13 protein-coding genes, 3 tRNA genes and 1 pseudogene are annotated in these 19,408 nt (G+C 71.9%); 13 read left to right on the forward strand and 4 right to left on the reverse strand.

Annotated elements, in window-relative coordinates:
* Positions 1-172 precede the first annotated feature (172 nt).
* The 10 genes and pseudogenes from LE548_RS12770 to LE548_RS12815 all read left to right on the forward strand — a co-directional run bounded on the left by LE548_RS12770 (position 173) and on the right by LE548_RS12815 (position 13,177).
* Positions 173-1,168 (forward strand): nitronate monooxygenase family protein, encoded by a 996-nt coding sequence (locus LE548_RS12770; protein ID WP_225096903.1) that lies wholly within the window; start codon positions 173-175, stop codon positions 1,166-1,168.
* Between the two features lie 345 nt (positions 1,169-1,513).
* Positions 1,514-2,104: a YciI family protein gene (locus LE548_RS12775; RefSeq protein ID WP_225096904.1), complete on the forward strand. Its 591-nt coding sequence runs from the start codon at positions 1,514-1,516 to the stop codon at positions 2,102-2,104.
* Positions 2,105-2,189: 85 nt separating this feature from the next.
* Positions 2,190-3,623, forward strand: a complete 1,434-nt coding sequence (locus LE548_RS12780; RefSeq protein WP_225096905.1) for an FAD-binding protein — start codon at positions 2,190-2,192, stop codon at positions 3,621-3,623.
* Positions 3,624-3,646: 23 nt separating this feature from the next.
* Positions 3,647-4,582, forward strand: coding sequence for a hypothetical protein (locus tag LE548_RS12785; protein WP_225096906.1), 936 nt, complete (start codon positions 3,647-3,649; stop codon positions 4,580-4,582).
* Positions 4,579-5,352: an alpha/beta fold hydrolase gene (locus tag LE548_RS12790; RefSeq protein WP_225096907.1), complete on the forward strand. Its 774-nt coding sequence runs from the start codon at positions 4,579-4,581 to the stop codon at positions 5,350-5,352. The genes LE548_RS12785 and LE548_RS12790 overlap by 4 nt, the downstream gene beginning before the upstream one ends.
* Positions 5,349-7,133 (forward strand): isocitrate/isopropylmalate family dehydrogenase, encoded by a 1,785-nt coding sequence (locus LE548_RS12795; protein ID WP_225096908.1) that lies wholly within the window; start codon positions 5,349-5,351, stop codon positions 7,131-7,133. Before LE548_RS12790 ends, LE548_RS12795 begins: the two co-directional genes overlap by 4 nt.
* Positions 7,126-7,986, forward strand: a complete 861-nt coding sequence (locus LE548_RS12800; RefSeq protein WP_225096909.1) for a DUF6282 family protein — start codon at positions 7,126-7,128, stop codon at positions 7,984-7,986. The genes LE548_RS12795 and LE548_RS12800 overlap by 8 nt, the downstream gene beginning before the upstream one ends.
* A gap of 32 nt (positions 7,987-8,018) precedes the next feature.
* A pseudogene (gene ppc, locus LE548_RS12805) lies at positions 8,019-10,731 on the forward strand (phosphoenolpyruvate carboxylase).
* 39 nt (positions 10,732-10,770) lie between these two features.
* On the forward strand, positions 10,771-11,796 hold the full coding sequence (locus tag LE548_RS12810; RefSeq protein WP_225096910.1) for an MBL fold metallo-hydrolase: 1,026 nt from the start codon (positions 10,771-10,773) through the stop codon (positions 11,794-11,796).
* 109 nt (positions 11,797-11,905) lie between these two features.
* On the forward strand, positions 11,906-13,177 hold the full coding sequence (locus LE548_RS12815) for an RNA polymerase sigma factor (protein WP_225096911.1): 1,272 nt from the start codon (positions 11,906-11,908) through the stop codon (positions 13,175-13,177).
* 40 nt (positions 13,178-13,217) lie between these two features.
* Here the strand turns inward: LE548_RS12815 and LE548_RS12820 are convergent, their stop codons facing one another.
* From LE548_RS12820 to LE548_RS12835, 4 genes are all read right to left on the reverse strand, one after another.
* Positions 13,218-15,143, reverse strand: a complete 1,926-nt coding sequence (locus LE548_RS12820) for an ABC transporter ATP-binding protein (protein ID WP_225096912.1) — start codon at positions 15,141-15,143, stop codon at positions 13,218-13,220.
* A complete protein-coding gene (locus LE548_RS12825; protein ID WP_225096913.1) occupies positions 15,143-16,876 on the reverse strand; it encodes an ABC transporter ATP-binding protein in 1,734 nt (577 codons plus the stop codon). Before LE548_RS12825 ends, LE548_RS12820 begins: the two co-directional genes overlap by 1 nt.
* Before the next feature lie 132 nt (positions 16,877-17,008).
* A complete protein-coding gene (locus LE548_RS12830) occupies positions 17,009-18,448 on the reverse strand; it encodes an FGGY family carbohydrate kinase (RefSeq protein ID WP_225096914.1) in 1,440 nt (479 codons plus the stop codon).
* 83 nt (positions 18,449-18,531) lie between these two features.
* Positions 18,532-18,837: a YtxH domain-containing protein gene (locus tag LE548_RS12835; RefSeq protein WP_225096915.1), complete on the reverse strand. Its 306-nt coding sequence runs from the start codon at positions 18,835-18,837 to the stop codon at positions 18,532-18,534.
* Between the two features lie 159 nt (positions 18,838-18,996).
* Between LE548_RS12835 and LE548_RS12840 the strand changes: the two genes are divergently transcribed.
* The 3 genes from LE548_RS12840 (at position 18,997) to LE548_RS12850 (ending at position 19,397) form a co-directional block, all read left to right on the forward strand.
* Positions 18,997-19,069 (forward strand) — tRNA-Asn (locus tag LE548_RS12840).
* A 6-nt stretch (positions 19,070-19,075) separates the two neighbouring features.
* Positions 19,076-19,148: transfer RNA gene (locus tag LE548_RS12845), tRNA-Asn, on the forward strand.
* 175 nt (positions 19,149-19,323) lie between these two features.
* Positions 19,324-19,397, forward strand: a tRNA-Ile gene (locus tag LE548_RS12850).
* Positions 19,398-19,408: the final 11 nt, after the last annotated feature.

Consider the following 19,408-nt stretch of genomic DNA (forward strand, 5'->3'; position numbering starts at 1 on the left):
AGAGCTCCGGCTAGCCTCTTGAGCGTAAACAGAGTGGGTTTCTGGTGCGGACTCGATCCCTGGAATATCCCGCCTTCTGCCGCGCGGAATTCAATGTCGAATTCGATGCGCTTCTTTGTCTTCTCGCCCTGCGGGGCCGTGCCGTGCGCGCCCATCAGACCAAGGGAGCATTGTGATCTCGACCAAGCTGACGGAACTGCTCGACATCGACCACCCGGTCGTCTGCGCCCCGATGGGGTCCGTGTCCGGCGGACGACTCGCCGGCGCGGTCACCCGGGCGGGCGGTCTCGGCCTTGTCGGCGTGAGCTACGGCGACGCCGCGTTCATCGACGAGCACGTGGCCCAGGCCGCCGCGGCAGGCGGCGTCTGGGGCGTCGGCTGCGTCATGTTCACCTTTGACGAGCGGCCCGGCCTGTGGGACAAGGTGCTCGGCTACGCCCCGCCGGTCATCGCGCTCTCCTTCGGCGACGCCGCACAGGTCCACAAGTACGTGGCCTCCGCGGCCGACAACGGCAGCCATGTCGTCGTCCAGGTGCACGACCCCGAACAGGCCTCCGTCGCCGTGGCGGCCGGCGCCTCCGTGCTCCTGGCCCAGGGCGCCGAGGCCGGCGGCCACCACGCTTCGCTCGCCACGCTGCCGCTCGTCACGGCCGTGCTCGACGTCACCGGGGGCGAGGTGCCGGTCGTCGCGGCGGGCGGGTTCGCCGACGGCCGCGGCCTCGCGGCGGCCCTGGCGCTCGGCGCCGACGGCGTGATGATGGGCACCCGGTTCGCCGCCACCGAGGAGTCGCTGGCCACCGCCGGATTCAAGTCGCACCTGGTGTCCGCGCGCACCGCGGACACCGTCAACACCCGTTCGTTCGACGTCGTGCGCGGCATCCCGTGGGACGAGGCCTACCAGGCCCGGTCCGTGAGCAACGACTTCACCCGCACCTGGACCGGCCGGGACGCCGAACTCGCCGCCCGGCGGGCCGAGATCGAGCCCCAGTGGACCGCCGCCGTCGCCCGCGACGACACCAGCCAGCGGGCCATGTTCGCCGGCGAGGTCCTCGACCAGATCCGGGACATCCAGCCGGCCGCCCAGGTCGTCCACAGCGTCGTGGCCGACGCGGAGAAGATCCTCGCCGGTCTCGCCCAGCGGCTCGCCGGACCCACCCCAGCCGCCTGACCCAGCCGGACCCCTGCCTGTCTCGGTCGGTCACCGTCCGCTTGATTCGGCCGGACCCGTGTCTGATTCGGTCGGTCACCGTCCGCCTGATTCGGCCGGACCCCACCCGACCCAGCCGGACCCCTGCCTGTCTCGGTCGGTCACCGTCCGCCTGATTCGGCCGGACCCCCGCCCGAGCCACCCGGACCCCCGCCTGACCCACCCGGACCCCCGCCTGACCCAGCCAGAACCCAGCCGGACCCACCCGGACCCCCGCCTGACCCAGCCAGAACCCAGCCGGACCCGGTCGGCCTCACCTCCGCCGGCCCGCTCCCCTTTCAACCCGCCTATCCGCAGAGGACCCCGATGATCCACGTACTGACGCTCACCTACCTCGTGCCGCGCGAGACCGTCGTCGCGCACATGGCCGAGCACAAGGCCTGGCTGCGCGAGCACGCCGATCTCGGCCGCATCCTGCTCAGCGGCCCGCGGCCCGAGGGCGGCGCCGTCATCGTGACCGCCGACCTCGACGAGGCCCTGGTCCGTCAGCTCATCGAGAGCGACCCCTGGCACCGGGACGGCATCGCCTCGTACGAGCAGATCGCCTTCGAGGGCCGCAACGCGAGCCCCGGTGTGATCACCGCCCCGGAGCCCGACGACAGCGTGCTGCTCATCAACGTGGCCACCACGGACGACGCGGCCGCCAGCGTGGCCGCGCTCGCCTCCGCCGTCGACCACGTCGCCGCCACCGCCGACGGCTTCCGCGGCTCCCGCCTGCTGACGAGCGTCGACGGTGACGCCATCGTCAACCTCGCGGCGTGGACGGACCAGAAGCGCTTCGACGCGATCTTCGACGACCCCGAGTTCACCCGCCGCTACGAGGCGTTCGCCACGACCACGACCGGCGCCAAGTACCGCCTCTACCGCACGAGCCGGGTCATCACGCCGAACCGCTGACGCCCGCGCCGTCCGCGCGCACCCCTCACGCCGTCCGGCATCCGCCTCGACCTCTCCCTTTCGACCTTTCCATCCGAGGAGAACCATGCCCGTCGAGAACTCCCCCGCACCGTACGACCTGATCGTCGTCGGATTCGGCGCCGCCGGTCTGTCGGCCGCCCTGTCTTTCGCCGAGGCCACCGAGGGCCGCAAGACCCCCGCCCGGATCGCCGTCCTGGAACGGGCCGCGCGCGAGGAGCGCGGCGGCGCCACCCGCTGGACCGGCGCCTTCCTGCGGATCACTCAGGACCGGCAGCTCGACACCGACTGGGCCGAGCACGTCAGCCGGGTCTCCGGCGGCCTCGCCGACGTCGACTACTGCCGCACCGTCGAGCGCGAGACCCCGCAGACCCTGGACTTCATCGAGAAGCACGGCGTCGAGATCGCCTTCGAGGACTTCCCGCTGCCGCACACCTTCGACGGCGGCAGCCCGTCCATGACGCCGCCGGCCAGCCCCCGCGGCGGCGGCGCCTCGATCGTCGAGCACCTGGGCACTGCCCTGGAGAACGACCCGCGCGTCGACATCCGCTACCAGACCGAGGCGCTGCGCCTGACGACCTCCGACGACGGCTTCGTCGACGGCGTCCTGGTCCGCACCTCCGACGGCCGCACCCAGCGGCTCGCCGGCCGCGCCGTCGTCCTGGCCTGCGGCGGCTTCGAGGGCAACACCGAGATGCTCACCCGGTACGTCGGCGACAAGGCCTGCGACCTGCCGCTGATCGCCCCCGGCATCACCAACAACCGAGGTGACGCGCTGCGCATGGCCCTGGAGCTGGGCGCCGACACCGCCGGCCAGTTCGACGGCATCCACGCCGAGCCCGTCGACCGCCGTACCCAGAAGGCCGACTCGGTCCTGTACGGCTTCAGCGCCGGCATCTTCGTCAACGGCAGGACGGAGCGCTTCTTCGACGAGGGCCGCGACACCTGGGACAACGTCTTCGAGCACGTCGGCTACGAGATCTGGAAGAACCAGGGGCAGGAGGCGTACTGGATCGCCGACGCCAAGACGCTCGCCATCCCCGGCATCATGAACTCCCTGCTCAGCGACGTGCCGCCGGAGCAGGCCGACACCCTCGACGAACTGGCCGCCAAGCTCGGCATCGACGCCGAGGGACTGGAGAAGACCGTCGCCGAGTTCAACGCGGCCGTCGGACCGGGTGAGTTCGACCCGACCCGCCTCGACGGCAAGGCCACCGTCGGCATCGAGCCGAAGAAGTCCAACTGGGCCACGCCGCTGGACACCGCGCCGTTCATCGGCGTCCCGGTGACCGCCGCCATCTGCTTCACCTACGGCGGCATCCGCACCGACCTCGACGGACGGGTCGTCACCCCGTCCGGCACCGCCATCCCCGGCCTGTACGCGGCGGGCGAGGCCACCGGCCTCTTCTACCACGCCTACCCGCCGGCCACGTCCGTACTGCGCTCCCTGATCTTCGGCCGGCTCGCCGCCCACCACGCCGCGGCGCAGCAGTCCGTCTGAGTCCCGGCCCATCTGGAGGAACCATGAGTATCGTCAACATCGACGTCACCCTCCGCGACGGCGGCTACCGCAACGGCTTCAACTTCCCCCTAGACTACGCGCTCACGCACGCGAAGCTCAGCGTCGAGGCCGGTTTCGACTGGATCGAGATCGCCTACCGCAAGGGTTCGCTGCTGCCGATCCCGAACCTCGGGCTCACGGGCCGCGGCGACGACGAGTTCATCGCCGCCGTGGCCGGGGAGATCGGGCCGCACCGCGTCGCGATGATCCTGCACCCGAAGAACATCACCGACCAGGACCTGCCCGCCATGTACGCCGCGGGCGCCCGCCTGGTCCGCATCATCCTGCCGTCCCAGGGCTACGAACGCGGCCTGGAGTACATACGCCAGGCCAGGGAGATCGGCTTCAGCGTCGGGGTCAACTTCGCCCGGATCAGCCAGTGGGCGGGCCGCGCCATCGTCGAGGTGGCCACCGCCGCCACCGACGCCGGCGCCGAGTTCGTCTACCTGGCCGACTCCAACGGCAGCCTCTCGCCCGTGGACACCACCGACCTCACCACCCTGACCAAGTCGGTCACCGGCGGCCCGGTCGGCCTGCACGCCCACAACAACCTGGGGCTCGCCCTGGCCAACGCGATCAGCGCGGTCAGCGCCGGCGCGACCTGGATGGACTCCTCGATCCAGGGCATGGGCAAGGGCCCGGGCAACCTCATCGCCGAGCAGTGGCTGGCACACCTCGACCGCACCGATGCCGAGGCCGCCGCCCGCCTCCACCTGGGCCCCGCCCTGGAACTGGCGGACCTGCTGCTCGCCACCATCCCCGAGGGCACCCCCTCCCTGCCGCTGCCCGACCTGGTCCTCGGCCGCTACGACCTGCCGGTCGAGCACCGCAAGGACCTCCTGGGCGGTACCCACCGCGAAGGCATCGCCACCGCGCGCACCCTCGCCACCGTCCGGTGACCCACGCCGGATTCGCTGTGCCGGCGGCGGTCTTCGGACCCGAGGCCGCCGCCGGCCCGGCACACGCCCTCGTCCTCGCCCCCGTCACCCCGCACTGGGACCAGGGAGCGTTCTTCACCCCCGTCACCCGGGTCCTGGCCGGCGCCGGCCTGCGGGTGACCGTGGTCGACACGCTCTCCCTGTGGGACGAGGAGGTCGACTCGCTGGACTCCCTCGCCGCCCGCTGGCGCGCCCGCCTCACCGACTACGGCCCGGTGGACCTGCTCTGCGGGAACGCGCTCGGCGGCGCGGTGGCCCAGTCCCTGCTCCCCGACGTGGCCCCCGGCACCGCGGCCCTGCTCGTCTCCGGGCCGGCCCGCACGGACGCCCTGCTCGAAGCCCGGCTCACGGAGATCGGCGACCTGGCCGCGGGCGGCCGCTCCGACTACGCCCTGGCCCTGCTGCACCGGCGCGTCCAGCCGCACGGCCACCGCACCGGCGCCGACGACACCGCCCCCGCGCCGCACGACCCGGACGCCGGGCGCCGGATCGCCGCCGGGATGCGGATGCTGCGCGGCGTCGACGTGACCGCCGCGGTACGGGCCCACCCCGGCCCGCTGCTGCAACTCGTCGGCAGCCACTCGCAGCTCGTCACCCAGCGCCACACCGCCGCGGCCCCGCACCACCGGGTGCATGTCATCCAGGGGGCCGGCATGCGCCCCCACTTCGACCGCACCGCAGAGGTGTCCGCCCACGTCGGAGCCTTCCTGCGAGAGAAGGGACTCATATGAAGAGCGTCGCTGTACTTCCCGGCGACGGCATCGGACCGGAGGTCACCACCGCGGCCCTCGACGTCGTGGACACGCTCGGCCTCCCCCTGGACCTGCGCTTCGGCGAGATCGGCTGGGAGTGCTGGCGCCAGGAGGGCAATCCGGTCCCGCAGCGCACCTGGAAACTCCTCGACGAGACCGACACCTGCCTGCTCGGCGCCATCACCAGCAAGCCGCTGCGCGAGGCCGAGGCGGAACTCGCCCCCGAACTGCGCGGCACCGGCCTCACCTTCGTCTCCCCGGTCGTCCAGCTGCGCCAGCGGCTCAGCCTCTACGCCAACGTCCGCCCGGTCATCGACCTGGTCGACCGGCGCTTCGACTTCACGGTGATCCGCGAGAACACCGAGGGCCTGTACGCGGGCTTCGACGTCCACGGCCTGGACGACGCGCTGTGGAACGTGGTGCGCGAGCATCCCAACGCCCAGGCGTCCGGCCCCGAGGCGAGCAGCGTCACGCTGCGCCTGCAGACCGAGTTCGGCATGGACCGGCTGCTGGCTTACGGATTCGATTACGCCCGCTCCCACGGCTACACCCGGCTCACCCTGGTGGACAAGCCCAACGTCCTGCGTCACAGCAGCAACCACCTGCGCGAACGCCTCGAACTCCGCGCGGCCGCACACCCCGACATCGAGACCGAGATCCTCAATGTCGACGCGGTCGCGCTGTGGATGGTGCGCAGGCCCGAGCGGTTCGGGGTGCTGGTCGCCGAGAACATGTTCGGCGACATCCTCTCCGACCTCGGGGCCGGCGTCATGGGCGGCCTCGGTCTCGCGCCCAGCGGCAACATCGGCGACCGCGGAAGCTACTTCGAGCCGGTGCACGGCAGCGCCCCCGGCATGGCCGGACAGGACCGCGCCAACCCCATGGCGATGCTGCTCACCGTGGCCCAGATGCTCGACCACCTGGAACTCCCCGTGCCCGCCGACGACCTCAGGGCCGCGGTGCGCACGGTCGCCGCGCGGCGCACGACCGTCACCTACGACATGGGCGGCACCAGCGGCACGCGCCGGGTCGCGCAGGCCGTGGCCGGCGAACTCGCCGTGCCCGAGGGCGAGTCGAGCGCCCCGGACGACGTGGTGGACCGGCTCGCCCGCCTCGACACCGCGTCCGTGTCGGACGCCCTCGACAGCCTCGGAGTCGGTGGTGTCCTCGCCGGGATCGCGGCCCGCGTGCCCGGCGCCCGTGCCGCGGGCCGCGCGTTCACCGTCACCTACCGGCCCGTGGACGGCGCCGAGCCGGGCTTCCGCAACGCGGCCAACTACCTGGACGACGTGCCCGAGGGCTCGTTCGTGGTGGTCGACAACGCGGGCAGCACCGCCTGCACCAACTGGGGATCGCTGCTGACGAGGCTGGCCCAGCGGCGCGGCGTGCGCGGCACCGCCCTGCACGGCTCGGCCCGGGACCTCGCCGAGATCCGGGCCGCCGCATACCCGCTGTTCAGCACCGGCGTCACCATGGTCAGCGGCAAGAACCGGGTGGAGCTGGCGGCGACCGGCCAGGACGTCGTCATCGGCGACGTCACCGTACGGCCCGGCGACATCGTCGTCGCCGACGACAACGGCGCGCTGGTCGTGCCCGCCGAGCACGCCACCGAGGTCGCGGACCGCGCCGAACGCGTCGAGCGGACCGAGGGCGCCATCGCCGACGCGGTCGACACCGGCCTGCGGCTCGACGAGGCCCGCCGCCGGTTCGGCTACGCCAAGCCCTGGGACGACGGCGCGGCCCAGCCCTCCCGTGCCTGACCTCAACGGACGCGTGGTCGTGGACGTGCACTACCACGCGGGCCCCGACCTGTACCGCCGCCGCCTCACCTCCGCCGGCGCCGGCCGGGCGTACGCGGAGGTCGGCGGCTGGGTGGTGCTCAAGAGCCATCTCACCTCGACCGCCGCCCGCGCCTGGGAGGCCCGCCAGGAGGGGCTGCCGGTCTCCGGCACGCTCGTCCTCAACGACCTGGCCGGCGGTCTTGGGCCCCGGGCCGTGGAACAGGCCGTCTACGCCCACGGCCCGGACAGCCCCGCCCGCCTCGTCGTTCACCTGCCGACCCTCGTCGGACCCGCGCACCCCTCGGCACTGCACCGCACCACGTTCCACCCCCGCCTCGACCCCGACCGGTGGCGCACCGGCCGGCTCCTCGACACCGACGGGCGGCTGCGCCAGGACGTGCGCGAGGTGCTGCTCGCGGCCCGTGACCTGCCCGTCGCCCTGGCCACCGGGCACGGCGACCGGGAGACGGCTCTCCGCGTCGTCGACGAGGCCGTACGCCTCGGCCTGCCGCGCCTGCTCCTCACCCACGCCACCCACCCCATGTCGGGCTTCACCCCCGACGACCTGGCCGGCCTCGCCGGCGTGCCGGGCCTGTACGTCGAACTCACCGCGCTGACCCTGCTGCTGGGGCACCGCGACGCCCGCCACCTCGGCGACGTCGTGCGCGCCCACCCGCGTGTGGTGTTCAGTTCCGACCTCGGCCAGCCGGACCAGCCGGACGTACGGGAGTGGCTGCGGCTGAGCGAGGGCTGGTTCCGCGCGGCGGACCTGACGAGCCGGCAGACCAGAGCCATCACATGGGAGAACCCCGTCAACCTGCTGACGCCGTGAACGGACCTTCGCCACTCCACCAGGAGCATGTCATGAACGCCCGTACCTATCACGCCGCCCTGGACGCGGACATACGGCACCTCGCCGGCCTGCTGGACGAGACCCTCGCCCGCCATGAGGGCCCCGGACTGCTCGCACTCATCGAGAACGTCCGCCGGCTGACCCGCGAGGACGGCGACACCACCGCCGACCTGCTGCGCGGCCTCGACCTGGACACCGCCGCCCGGCTGGTGCGCGCCTTCGCCACCTACTTCCACCTGGCCAACGTCGCCGAGCAGGTGCACCGGGGCCGCGAACTGCGCTCCGTGCGGGAACGGGCCGGCGCCGCCCTGGTCCGCGTCATCCGGCAGGCGGCGCGCGAGGCACCGGACGCCCTGGCCCGTGCCGTCGAGCACCTGCACGTACGCCCCGTCTTCACCGCCCACCCGACGGAGGCCGCCCGCCGCTCCGTCCTCAACAAGCTGCGCCACATCGCGGAACTGCTGGACACCCCGCTCGGCGAAGCGGACCGCCGCCGCCACGACGCGCGCCTGGCGGAGTACATCGACCTGCTGTGGCAGACGGACGAACTGCGCGTGGTGCGGCCCGAGGTGACGGACGAGTCGCGCAACGCCGTCTACTACCTGGACGAACTGCACGCGGGACCCGTCGGCGACGTCCTGGAGGACCTGACCGCGGAACTGGAGCGGGCCGGCGTCGCCCTGCCCGACGACACCCGCCCGCTCACCTTCGGCACCTGGATCGGCGGCGACCGCGACGGCAACCCCAACGTCACCCCCCAGGTCACCTGGGACGTGCTGATCCTCCAGCACGAACACGGCATCAACGACGCCCTCGACATGATCGACGAGCTGCGCGGCCTGCTCTCCCACTCCATCCGCCACACCGGCGCCACCGAGGAACTCCTCGCCTCCCTCAGGGCCGACCTCGACCACCTCCCCGACGTCAGCCCCCGCTACAAGCGGCTCAACGTCGAGGAGCCCTACCGGCTCAAGGCCGGCTGCATCCGCCAGAAGCTCGTCAACACCAAGCGGCGCCTCGCCGAGGGCACCCCCCCACCAGCCCGGCCGGGACTACCTCGGCACCGCCGGGCTCCTCGCCGACCTGCGCCTCGTCCAGGACTCCCTGCGCGCCCACCGCGGCGGCCTGTTCGCAGACGGCCGCCTGGCCCGCACCGTCCGCACGCTGTCCGCCTTCGGCCTGCACCTGGCCACCATGGACGTCCGCGAACACGCCGACGCCCACCACCACGCCCTCGGCCAGCTCTTCGACCGGCTCGGCGAAGAGTCCTGGAGTTACGCGGAGATGCCCCGCGACTACCGGCAGCGGCTGCTGGCGAAGGAACTCACCTCCCGCCGCCTGCTCGGCCCGGCCCCGCTGGACGCGGCGGGGGAGAAGACACTGGCCGTCTTCCGCACCGTCGGCAACGCCCTCGACGTCTTCGGGCCCGAGGCCGTCGAGTCGTACATCGTCTCGATGTGCCGCGGCGCGGACGACATCTTCGCCGCGACCGTGCTGGCCCGCGAGGCCGGCCTGATCGATCTGCACGCCGAGCGGGCGCGGATCGGCATCGTGCCGTTGCTGGAGACCACCGACGAACTGAAGGCGGCCGGCACGATCCTGGAGGACCTGCTCTCCGACCCCTCCTACCGGCGGCTGGTGGCCCTGCGCGGGGACGTGCAGGAGATCATGCTCGGCTACTCGGACTCCTCCAAGTTCGGCGGCATCACGACCTCGCAGTGGGAGATCCACCGCGCCCAGCGGCGGCTCCGTGACGTCGCCCACCGGTACGGCGTACGCCTGCGGCTCTTCCACGGCCGCGGCGGCACCGTCGGCCGCGGCGGCGGCCCCTCCCACGACGCCATCCTCGCCCAGCCCTGGGGCACCCTGGACGGCGAGATCAAGGTCACCGAGCAGGGCGAGGTGATCAGCGACAAGTACCTGGTGCCGTCGCTCGCGCGGGAGAACCTGGAGCTGACGGTCGCCGCGACGCTGCGGGCCTCCGCGCTGCACACCGCGCCACGGCAGCCGGAGGAGGCGCTGGCCCGCTGGGACGCGGCGATGGAGGTGATGTCCGACGCGGCCCACGCGGCCTACCGCGGGCTGGTCGACGACCCCGACCTGCCGGCCTACTTCCTGGCGTCCACCCCGGTGGACCAGCTGGCCGGCCTGCACCTGGGCTCGCGGCCCGCGCGCCGCCCCGACTCCGGCGCCGGACTCGACGGCCTGCGCGCCATCCCGTGGGTGTTCGGCTGGACCCAGTCCCGGCAGATCGTCCCCGGCTGGTTCGGCGTCGGCTCCGGCCTCAAGGCCCTGCGCGAAGCCGGCCTCGACACCGCGCTCGACGAGATGCACGAGCACTGGCACTTCTTCCGCAACTTCATCTCCAACGTCGAGATGACCCTCGCGAAGACCGACCTGCGCATCGCCCGGCGCTACGTACGGACCCTCGTGCCCCGGGACCTCCACCACGTGTTCGCCGCCATCGAGGCCGAGCACGAACTGACCGTGACGGAGGTGCTGCGGGTCACCGGCGAAGCCGAACTCATCGAGAAACAGCCGGTGTTGCGGCAGACCCTCGCCGTACGGGACGCCTGCCTGGACCCCATCTCCCACCTCCAGGTCGCGCTGCTCAAGCGGCAGCGCGACGCGGCCGCCGCCGGCGAGGAACCGGACCCGACGCTCAGCCGGGCCCTGCTGCTGACCGTCAACGCCGTCGCGGCCGGGCTGCGCAACACCGGCTGACACCCACCCCGCCCGCACTCCCGCAAAGGAACCCCTGGCATGACAGAACCGGACGACACCGTGCCCGCCCCCTCCCGGCGCGGCCTGCTGCGCACCACGCTCGCCGCCACCACCGCACTGGCCGCGCCCCTCGCGGCCCCGCTCCCGCCGGCGTACGCCGCCCGGCCCGGCACCGGCTCGCTCGGCGACCAGTCGGCCGTGCGCAGCATCACCGTGGGGGACATCCGGCTGACCTACGTCGTCGACGCGGCGATGGAGCTGGACCGGGAGCACTTCTTCCCCGCCGTCCCCGCCTCCTACTGGGCGGCGCACCCCGAGGCGCTGGCTCCCTCCGGACGCATCGCCGCCTCCGCGGGCGGCGTGCTCGTCGAACGCGGCCACCGCCGCCTGCTGATCGACGTGGGCCTCGGCGCCAACGTGCTCTCGCCCTCCCTCGGCGTCTCCCGCGGCGGAGCCCTGCTGCGCACCCTGCACGCCCTGCGTGTGCCGCCGGAGTCCATCGACACCGTCGCCTTCACCCACCTCCACACCGACCACACCGGCCTCGGCTTCCGCGCCGAGCACGGCCGGCAGCCGCGCAAGGCGTTCCCGCACGCCGACTACCTCGTGGCCCGGGCCGAGTGGGACCCGTTCTGGCACCGAGAGGTGAAGGTGGGCGCACCCTCCTGGGACGGCTTCATGGTCCCCATGTCGAAGGTGCTGCACCGGTTCGGCGACGGCGACGAGATCTGGCCCGGCGTCACCACGCTGATCACCCCCGGCCACAGCCCGGGCCACACCACCTACGTCATCCGTGCCCGCGACGGACGGCGGATCCTCGTCTTCGGCGACGCCTTCCACACCCCGGCCCAGATCACCCACCCCGAGTGGCCGTCCGGGCCCGACGTGAACATCACCGGCGTGCACCGGGCCCGTACGACCCTGCTCGCCGAACTGCACGCCCCCCGCACCTACGGCTTCGCCTTCCACTTCGGCGACCAGGCCTTCGGCCGGGTCACCCACGACGGCCTCTGGCACCCGGTCCCGGCCCACGCCCTCCTGCCCAGCCCCGTCAGCCTTCCCTGAGGGGGTGGTCGCGGATCCGCATATGCCTCCAGGATGGTCCACGGAGCCGGGGTAACCGTCCGGTCACGAGCCGAGCGCAAAAAGTCACCGCAAGCCCCTCGTGGCGAGGATGTGTCGTACCCCACACTGGGTGCGGTGCCCGAGTCCTCGGAGCGCAGGCCGTCGACTCTCCGCTTCCGCAGTACCGCTGCCGCAGCCGACGGCAGCGATCATCCTGGAGGTCGCCCCCGTGCAGACCCAGACCCTCACTCAGACCGACAGCGCCACCGGCCCCACCTCGGACGAGCCGGACGCCGAGTCCGACGTCCTCGTCGCCGTACCCCCGCAGGACCGCGCCGCCCTGCATCCGGAGGGCGCGCCCGCCGAGCCGGCCGAACCGCCGGCGGAGGCGCTCACGGACGAGCCCGAGGAGGCCGAGGAGCCCGACGAACCCGCCGCCGCACCGGCCGTCGTCCGGGCCGAGAGCGGCGGGCCCTCCGCCGACCTGTTCCGCCAGTACCTGCGCGAGATCGGGCGCATCCCGCTGCTCACCGCCGCCGAGGAGGTCGAACTCGCCCGCCGGGTCGAGGCCGGCCTGTTCGCCGAGGAGAAGCTGAGCAACACCCCCGATCTGGACAGCCAGTTGGCGCTCGACCTGGACCGGCTCGTCGTCATGGGGCGGATGGCCAAGCGGCGGCTCATCGAGGCCAATCTGCGGCTCGTCGTGTCCGTGGCCAAGCGGTACGTCGGGCGCGGGCTCACCATGCTCGACCTCGTCCAGGAGGGCAACCTCGGGCTGATCCGGGCGGTGGAGAAGTTCGACTACGCCCGCGGCTACAAGTTCTCGACGTACGCCACCTGGTGGATCCGCCAGGCCATGTCCCGGGCCCTCGCCGACCAGGCCCGCACCATCCGCGTCCCGGTGCATGTGGTCGAGCTGATCAACCGGGTCGTGCGGGTGCAGCGCCGCATGCTCCAGGAACGGGGCTACGAGCCGACGCCCGACGAGGTCGCCGCCCATCTCGACCTGCCGCCCGAGCGGGTCACCGAGGTGCTGCGCCTCGCCCAGGAACCCGTCTCCCTGCACGCCCCCGTGGGCGAGGAGGAGGACGTGGCCCTCGGCGACCTCATCGAGGACGGCGACGCCGCGAGCCCGGTGGAATCGGCCGCGTTCCTGCTGCTGCGGGAGCACCTGGAGGCCGTCCTGTCCACGCTCGGGGAGCGGGAGCGCAAGGTCGTCCAGCTCCGCTACGGCCTCGCCGACGGCCGCCCGCGCACGCTGGAGGAGATAGGGCGCATCTTCGGGGTGACGCGGGAGCGGATACGGCAGATCGAGTCCAAGACCCTCAACAAGCTCCGGGACCACGCGTTCGCGGACCAGCTGCGGGGTTACCTGGACTGAGGCACGGGGGCCGCTGCGCAGCGGCCCCCGTCATGTGTCCTCAGTCGACCTCGGCCACCGCCTGCGCGAACTGCGCCTTGTACAGCCGCGCATACGCCCCGTCGGCCGCCAGCAGCTCGGTGTGCGCGCCCTGTTCCACGATCGAGCCGTTCTCCATCACGAGGATCGTGTCGGCGTCCCGGATGGTGGAGAGCCGGTGCGCGATGACGAACGACGTGCGGCCGTGGGCCAGCTTGGCCATGGCCTTCTGGATCAGGACCTCCGTGCGGGTGTCCACGGAGCTCGTCGCCTCGTCCAGGACCAGGATCACCGGGTCGGACAGGAACGCCCGCGCGATGGTGATGAGCTGCTTCTCACCCGCGCTGACCCCGGTGCCCTCGTCGTCGATCACGGTGTCGTAGCCGTCGGGGAGGGTGCGGATGAACCGGTCGGCGTGGGCCGCCCGCGCCGCCTCCTCGATCTCGCCGCGCGTGACCTCGCGGGCGGCGCCGTACGCGATGTTCTCCGCGATCGTGCCGCCGAACAGCCAGGTGTCCTGCAACACCATGCCGATCCCGGACCGGAGTTCGTCCCGTGACATCTTCCGGATGTCGACCCCGTCCAGGGTGATCCGGCCGCCCGAGACGTCGTAGAACCGCATCAGGAGGTTGACCAGCGTGGTCTTGCCCGCGCCGGTCGGGCCGACGATCGCGACCGTGTGGCCGGGCTCCACCGTGAGCGAGAGGTCCTCGATCAGCGGCTTCTGAGGGTCGTACCGGAAGGAGACGCCCTCCAGACGGACCCGGCCGCGCAGTTCCGCCGGCCGCTCGCCCGGCACCGGGTCGGCCTCCTGCTCCTCGGCGTCGAGGAGTTCGAAGACGCGCTCGGCGGAGGCGACGCCGGACTGCACCAGGTTCGCCATCGACGCGACCTGGGTCAGCGGCATCGAGAACTGCCGCGAGTACTGGATGAAGGCCTGGACGTCACCGATGGAGAGCGAGCCCGACGCGACGCGCAGCCCGCCGACCACCGCGACCAGCACATAGTTGAGGTTGGACACGAACATCATCAGCGGCTGCATCACACCGCTGTTGAACTGCGCCTTGAACCCGGCCTCGTACAGCGCCTCGTTCTGCTCGGCGAACTGCCGCGCCGACTCCTCCTGCCGGCCGAACACCTTCACCAGGGTGTGCCCGGTGTACATCTCCTCGATGTGGGCGTTCAGCTTGCCCGTGGTGCGCCACTGCTGCACGAAGTGCGGCTGGGACCGCTTGCCGACCCTCGTCGCCACCACGGCCGACAGCGGCACGGTGACGAGGGCGACCAGCGCCAGGATCCAGGAGACCCAGAACATCATCGCCAGGACGCCGACGATGGTGAGCAGCGCGTTGATCAGCTGGCCCATGGACTGCTGGAGCGTCTGGCCGATGTTGTCGATGTCGTTGGTCGCGCGGGAGAGCACCTCGCCGCGCTGGCGCTTGTCGAAGTACGACAGCGGCAGCCGCGACAGCTTGCCCTGCACCTGCTCGCGCAGCCGGAACATGGTGCGGTTCACGGCCCGGTTGACCAGCCGGGTCGCCACCGCGCTGAGCAGACCGGCGACCATGAACGTGGCGAGCGCGAGCAGCAGGACGCTGCCGACGGAGCCGAAGTCGATGCCCTTGCCGGGGGTGAAGTCGGTGCTCTTCAGCATGTCCGCGACGGAGCCCTTGCCGTGGGCCCGCATCTGGTCGAGGACCTGCTGCTTGGTGGCGCCGGCGGGCATCTGCCGGCCGATGATGCCGGCGAAGACCAGGTCGGTGGCCTTGCCGAGGATCTTCGGGCCGACCACGTTCAGGCCCACGCTGATGACCACACACACCAGCAGGCCGTAGATGGTGAGCCGTTCGGGCCGGAACTGGCCGATGAGCCGTTTGCCCGACCCCTTGAAGTCCATCGAGCGCTGGTCGGGACCCTGCCCGGCCATCATGCGCATGGGCCCGGCCATCAGGCGGCCTCCGCTTCCGTCAGCTGGGAGAGCACGATCTCCCGGTAGGTCTCGTTGGCCGCCATCAGTTCCGCGTGGCGGCCGGAGCCGACGACCCGGCCCTCGTCCAGCACGATGATCCGGTCGGCGTCCCGGATGGTCGCCACCCGCTGGGCGACGATGACGACGGTCGCCTCGGCGGTCTCCCGGCCGAGCGCCGCGCGCAGCGCCGCGTCGGTGGCGTAGTCGAGCGCGGAGAAGGAGTCGTCGAAGAGGTAGATCTCCGGGCGCTGCACGAGGGTGCGGGCGATGGCGAGGCGCTGGCGCTGACCACCCGACACATTCGTGCCGCCCTGCGCGATCGGCGCGTCCAGCCCGCCCTCCAGTCTGCTGACGAAGTCCTTGGCCTGCGCCACCTCCAGCGCGTGCCACAGCTCCTCGTCGGTGGCGTCGGGATTGCCGTAGCGCAGGTTGGTGGCGACCGTGCCCGCGAACAGGTACGGCTTCTGCGGCACCATGCCGACCGTCTTCGCCAGCAGCTGGGGGTCGACCCGCTGCACGTCCACGCCGTTGACCAGGACCTCGCCCTCGGTGGCGTCGAACAGCCGTGGGACCAGCCCGAGCAGGGTGGACTTGCCGCTGCCGGTGGAGCCGATCACGGCGGTCGTCTCGCCCGGCCGGGCGAGCAGGTCGATGGCCTTCAGCACCGGCTCCTCGGCCCCCGGATAGCGGAAGCCGGCCGACCGGATCTCCAGATGGCCGTGCGCGCGCAGCTCGCTGACGGGCGCCGTCGGCGGAACCACGCTGGAGTCGGTCCCGAGGACCTCCTCGATGCGCTCGGCGCAGACCTCCGCGCGCGGCACCATCATGAACATGAAGGTGGCCATCATCACGGACATCACGATCTGCATCAGATAGGCGAGGAACGCGGTCAGGTCGCCGATGCGCATCCCGCCGCTGTCGATGCGGTGTGCGCCGAACCACACGACCGCGATCGAGGACAGGTTCACCACGGTCATGACGATCGGGAACATCAGCGCGAGCATCCGGCCGGTGGCCAGCTGCATCTCGGTGAGATCGGTGTTCGCCTTCCCGAACCGGCCCTGCTCGTACGTGTCACGGACGAAGGCGCGGATCACCCGGTTGCCGGTGATCTGCTCGCGCAGCACCCGGTTCACCGTGTCGAGACGTACCTGCATCGACCGGAACAGCGGCCGCAGCCGGCGCACGATGAGCGTGACGCAGATCGCGAGCACCGGGACCACGGCCACCAGCACCCCCGACAGCGGCACGTCCAGGCCGAGGGCCATGACGATGCCGCCGACACACATGATGGGCGCCGACACCATCAGCGTGAACGTCATCAGGGCCAGCATCTGGACCTGCTGTACGTCGTTCGTCGTACGGGTGATGAGCGAGGGGGCGCCGAAGTGACCCACCTCACGCGCCGAGAAGGACTGCACCCGGTCGAAGACGGCACCCCGCAGGTCCCGGCCGAGTGCGGAGGCGGTGCGCGCGCCGAAGTACACGGCGCCGATGTTGCACACGACCTGGGCCAGCGAGATGCCGATCATCAGGGCGCCGAAGGACAGGATGTAGCCCGTGTCACCCTTCACGACACCGTTGTCGATGATGTGCGCGTTCAGCGTGGGCAGATAGAGGGTGGCGCAGGTCTGGAGGAACTGCAGCAGCACCAGCAGGGCGATGGGTTGTGTGTAGGGCCTGAGATAGGTCCGTAGAAGTCGTATGAGCACGCTACGTCTCTCGGAGTCGGCGACAGGGGCTGATTCGGTTGCCCTTGGCCCCTATCGTCCGACACTCCACCCGCGTTACCTCAACCCAATTACCCGCCCGTGAAGCCCGTACGACCGTATCCTTTTGCCGGATTACGAGTGAAATGCCCCGGGATGTGTTTGCTCCCGTACGGCCGTGAACTGCTGCCGCACCGCCTGTCCCACCGCCAGTTCGTCGCCCGGCTCCAGCACCTGCGCCGCCGCGCCCTGCCAGGCCGGCGGGGTGCGCGGATCGAGAGTGCCCTGTGACACACCGAGCGCCCAGGCCGCCTGCCGCGCCGCGCCGATCGCCGCGTAGTCCGCCGGCTGCGGTACGACCACCTGCGCGCCGAACAGCGAGGGCGCCGAGGCCTGCACGGCCGGCAGCTCGGCCGCCTGGCCCAGCAGGAAGACCCGCCGCACGTCCACGCCCCGCCCGCGCAGCACGTCCAGCGCGTCGCCGAGCCCGCACAGCATGCCCTCGAACGCGGCCCGCGCCAGATGCTCCGGCTTCATCGACTCCCGCCGCAGCCCGGCGAGCGTGCCCGCGGTGTGCGGCAGATTCGGCGTCCGCTCACCCTCCAGATAGGGCAGCAGCACCAGCCCGTGCGCCCCCGGTGTCGACTTCGTCGCCAGCTCGCTCAGGCCCTCCAGATCCGGCAGCCCGAGCAGTTCGGCGGTGCCGCGCAGGGTCCGCACGGCGTTCAGGGTGGTGACGACCGGCAGATGCATGCCGGTGGCGTCGGCGAGCGAGGTGATCATCCCGGACTGATCGGCGAGCGCCTCCGGGTGTACGGCCATGACGGACCCGGACGCCCCGAGCGAGACGACCGCATCCCCCAGCCCGATCCCGAGCCCGAACGCGGCGGCCATGGTCTCCCCGGTCCCGGCCGAGATCAGCAGCCCCTCCGGCGTCGTACCGGCCGCGTCCGACGGCCCGATCACCTCGGGCAGCATCGCCTGGTGCCCGAGTGCCAGCTCGACGAGGTCGGGCCGGTAGGCGCCGGTGGCGGCCGACCAGTACCCGGTCCCGGACGCACCGCCGCGATCGGTGGTCCTGCGCACGGGCCGGCCGAGCAGCTGCCACACCAGCCAGTCGTGCGCCTGGAGCAGCACGGCGGTGCGCAGGGCCTGCTCGGGCTCGTTCTTGGCGAGCCAGCGCAGCTTGGTGACGGGCTGGGCGGCCTGCGGCACACAGCCGACCGCCTGCGCCCAGGCCTCGCGCCCGCCGAGCGCGTCGACCAGATCGGCCGCCGCGACCTGGGCCCGCTTGTCGCCGCCGACCAGCGCCGGGCGCACGGTGTTGCCCTGGGCGTCCAGCGGGACCAGCGCGTTCTGCTGCGCGGACACACCGATCGCCTGCACGCCCTCCAGCAGGCCGCCCCCCGCGGCCTCGCCGAGGGAGAGCAGCCAGGCCTGGGGGTCGATGTCGCTCGGGCGCCCCTCCACCGGGTGCGGGGCGTATCCCTGCCGCAGCACGGCGCCGGTGTCCGTGTCACAGACGACGATGCGTGTGAAATCTGGCGAGCTGTCCAAGCCGGCGACTATCCCCATGCACCGAATTTTGCAGCATTACCGCGGGTGCTCGGACCGAGGACGCCCAAAGGGGTGGAGGGTGGCTGCCGCCTTGCCGGTCCCTACGTGTTGCTCGTGCCCCAGTCGTCCTCGGGGGTGCCGTTCAGGGTGCGCTCCCGCAGGTTCCGCACCCGGTGGGACACCGTCTCGGGGACCCGGCTCCCGACCTTGACGCTGACCATGTGGAAGGCCTTGCCCGCGTACTGGCGGCCCTGCTGGGCGGCCGTCTCGGCGGTGTTGCGGACGGCCGGGTTCTGGGCGAACTGCTGAGCGGCCTTCTTCAGCTGCTCGTAACGCTCGCGTCCGGCCCTCGTGCCGAGCACGTAACCGAGGGCCAGTCCGGCGACGAACGTGAGCCGGTAGCGCATGGCTGCCACCCTTCCCTTGCCTGGGTCTGCGGTGCGACGTGGGACGCCGGGGGTACCGATTGGCGGAGCACCCCCCTGCTTGCGCTAATGTATGTGTCGCAGCGAGCGCCCGCCGCCTGGCGAATACCCAGGTAGGTACGTTCGATGCAATCGAGGCGATCCTCCGTAGCTCAATTGGCAGAGCAGCCGGCTGTTAACCGGCAGGTTACTGGTTCGAGTCCAGTCGGGGGAGCTTCGGTCCTCCGTAGCTCAATTGGCAGAGCAGCCGGCTGTTAACCGGCAGGTTACTGGTTCGAGTCCAGTCGGGGGAGCGCTGAACGAGGACCCCTTGGGGGTCCTTTTTCATGCCCGCGGGAACCGCCGTGCCCTGCGGCGCTGTCCTGAGGGTCGTGAGCAGCGCAGAAGCCGACCATCCGAGGCGGGAGATCGTATGAGCGGCTATGCTGCGGCAGACGGCGCGCACACATGTACGCGACACGCCGCTATGGGGCGGTAGCTCAGCCGGTTAGAGCAGCGGACTCATAATCCGTCGGCCGTGGGTTCGAGTCCCACCCGCCCCACTGCGCCCCGC

Source organism: Streptomyces sp. CoH27, from assembly GCF_020181035.1.
In the GTDB taxonomy this organism is placed as follows: domain Bacteria; phylum Actinomycetota; class Actinomycetes; order Streptomycetales; family Streptomycetaceae; genus Streptomyces; species Streptomyces camelliae.

What these genes read in the sequence shown, in the direction of transcription:
- LE548_RS12835 (WP_225096915.1), bottom strand. Translation starts at nt 18,837, where the DNA reads ATGCGCTACCGGCTCACGTTCGTCGCCGGACTGGCCCTCGGTTACGTG.
- LE548_RS12780 (WP_225096905.1), top strand. Translation starts at nt 2,190, where the DNA reads ATGCCCGTCGAGAACTCCCCCGCACCGTACGACCTGATCGTCGTCGGA.
- LE548_RS12785 (WP_225096906.1), top strand. Translation starts at nt 3,647, where the DNA reads ATGAGTATCGTCAACATCGACGTCACCCTCCGCGACGGCGGCTACCGC.
- LE548_RS12815 (WP_225096911.1), top strand. Translation starts at nt 11,906, where the DNA reads ATGTGTCGTACCCCACACTGGGTGCGGTGCCCGAGTCCTCGGAGCGCA.
- LE548_RS12775 (WP_225096904.1), top strand. Translation starts at nt 1,514, where the DNA reads ATGATCCACGTACTGACGCTCACCTACCTCGTGCCGCGCGAGACCGTC.
- LE548_RS12820 (WP_225096912.1), bottom strand. Translation starts at nt 15,143, where the DNA reads ATGGCCGGGCCCATGCGCATGATGGCCGGGCAGGGTCCCGACCAGCGC.
- LE548_RS12830 (WP_225096914.1), bottom strand. Translation starts at nt 18,448, where the DNA reads ATGGGGATAGTCGCCGGCTTGGACAGCTCGCCAGATTTCACACGCATC.
- LE548_RS12810 (WP_225096910.1), top strand. Translation starts at nt 10,771, where the DNA reads ATGACAGAACCGGACGACACCGTGCCCGCCCCCTCCCGGCGCGGCCTG.
- LE548_RS12795 (WP_225096908.1), top strand. Translation starts at nt 5,349, where the DNA reads ATGAAGAGCGTCGCTGTACTTCCCGGCGACGGCATCGGACCGGAGGTC.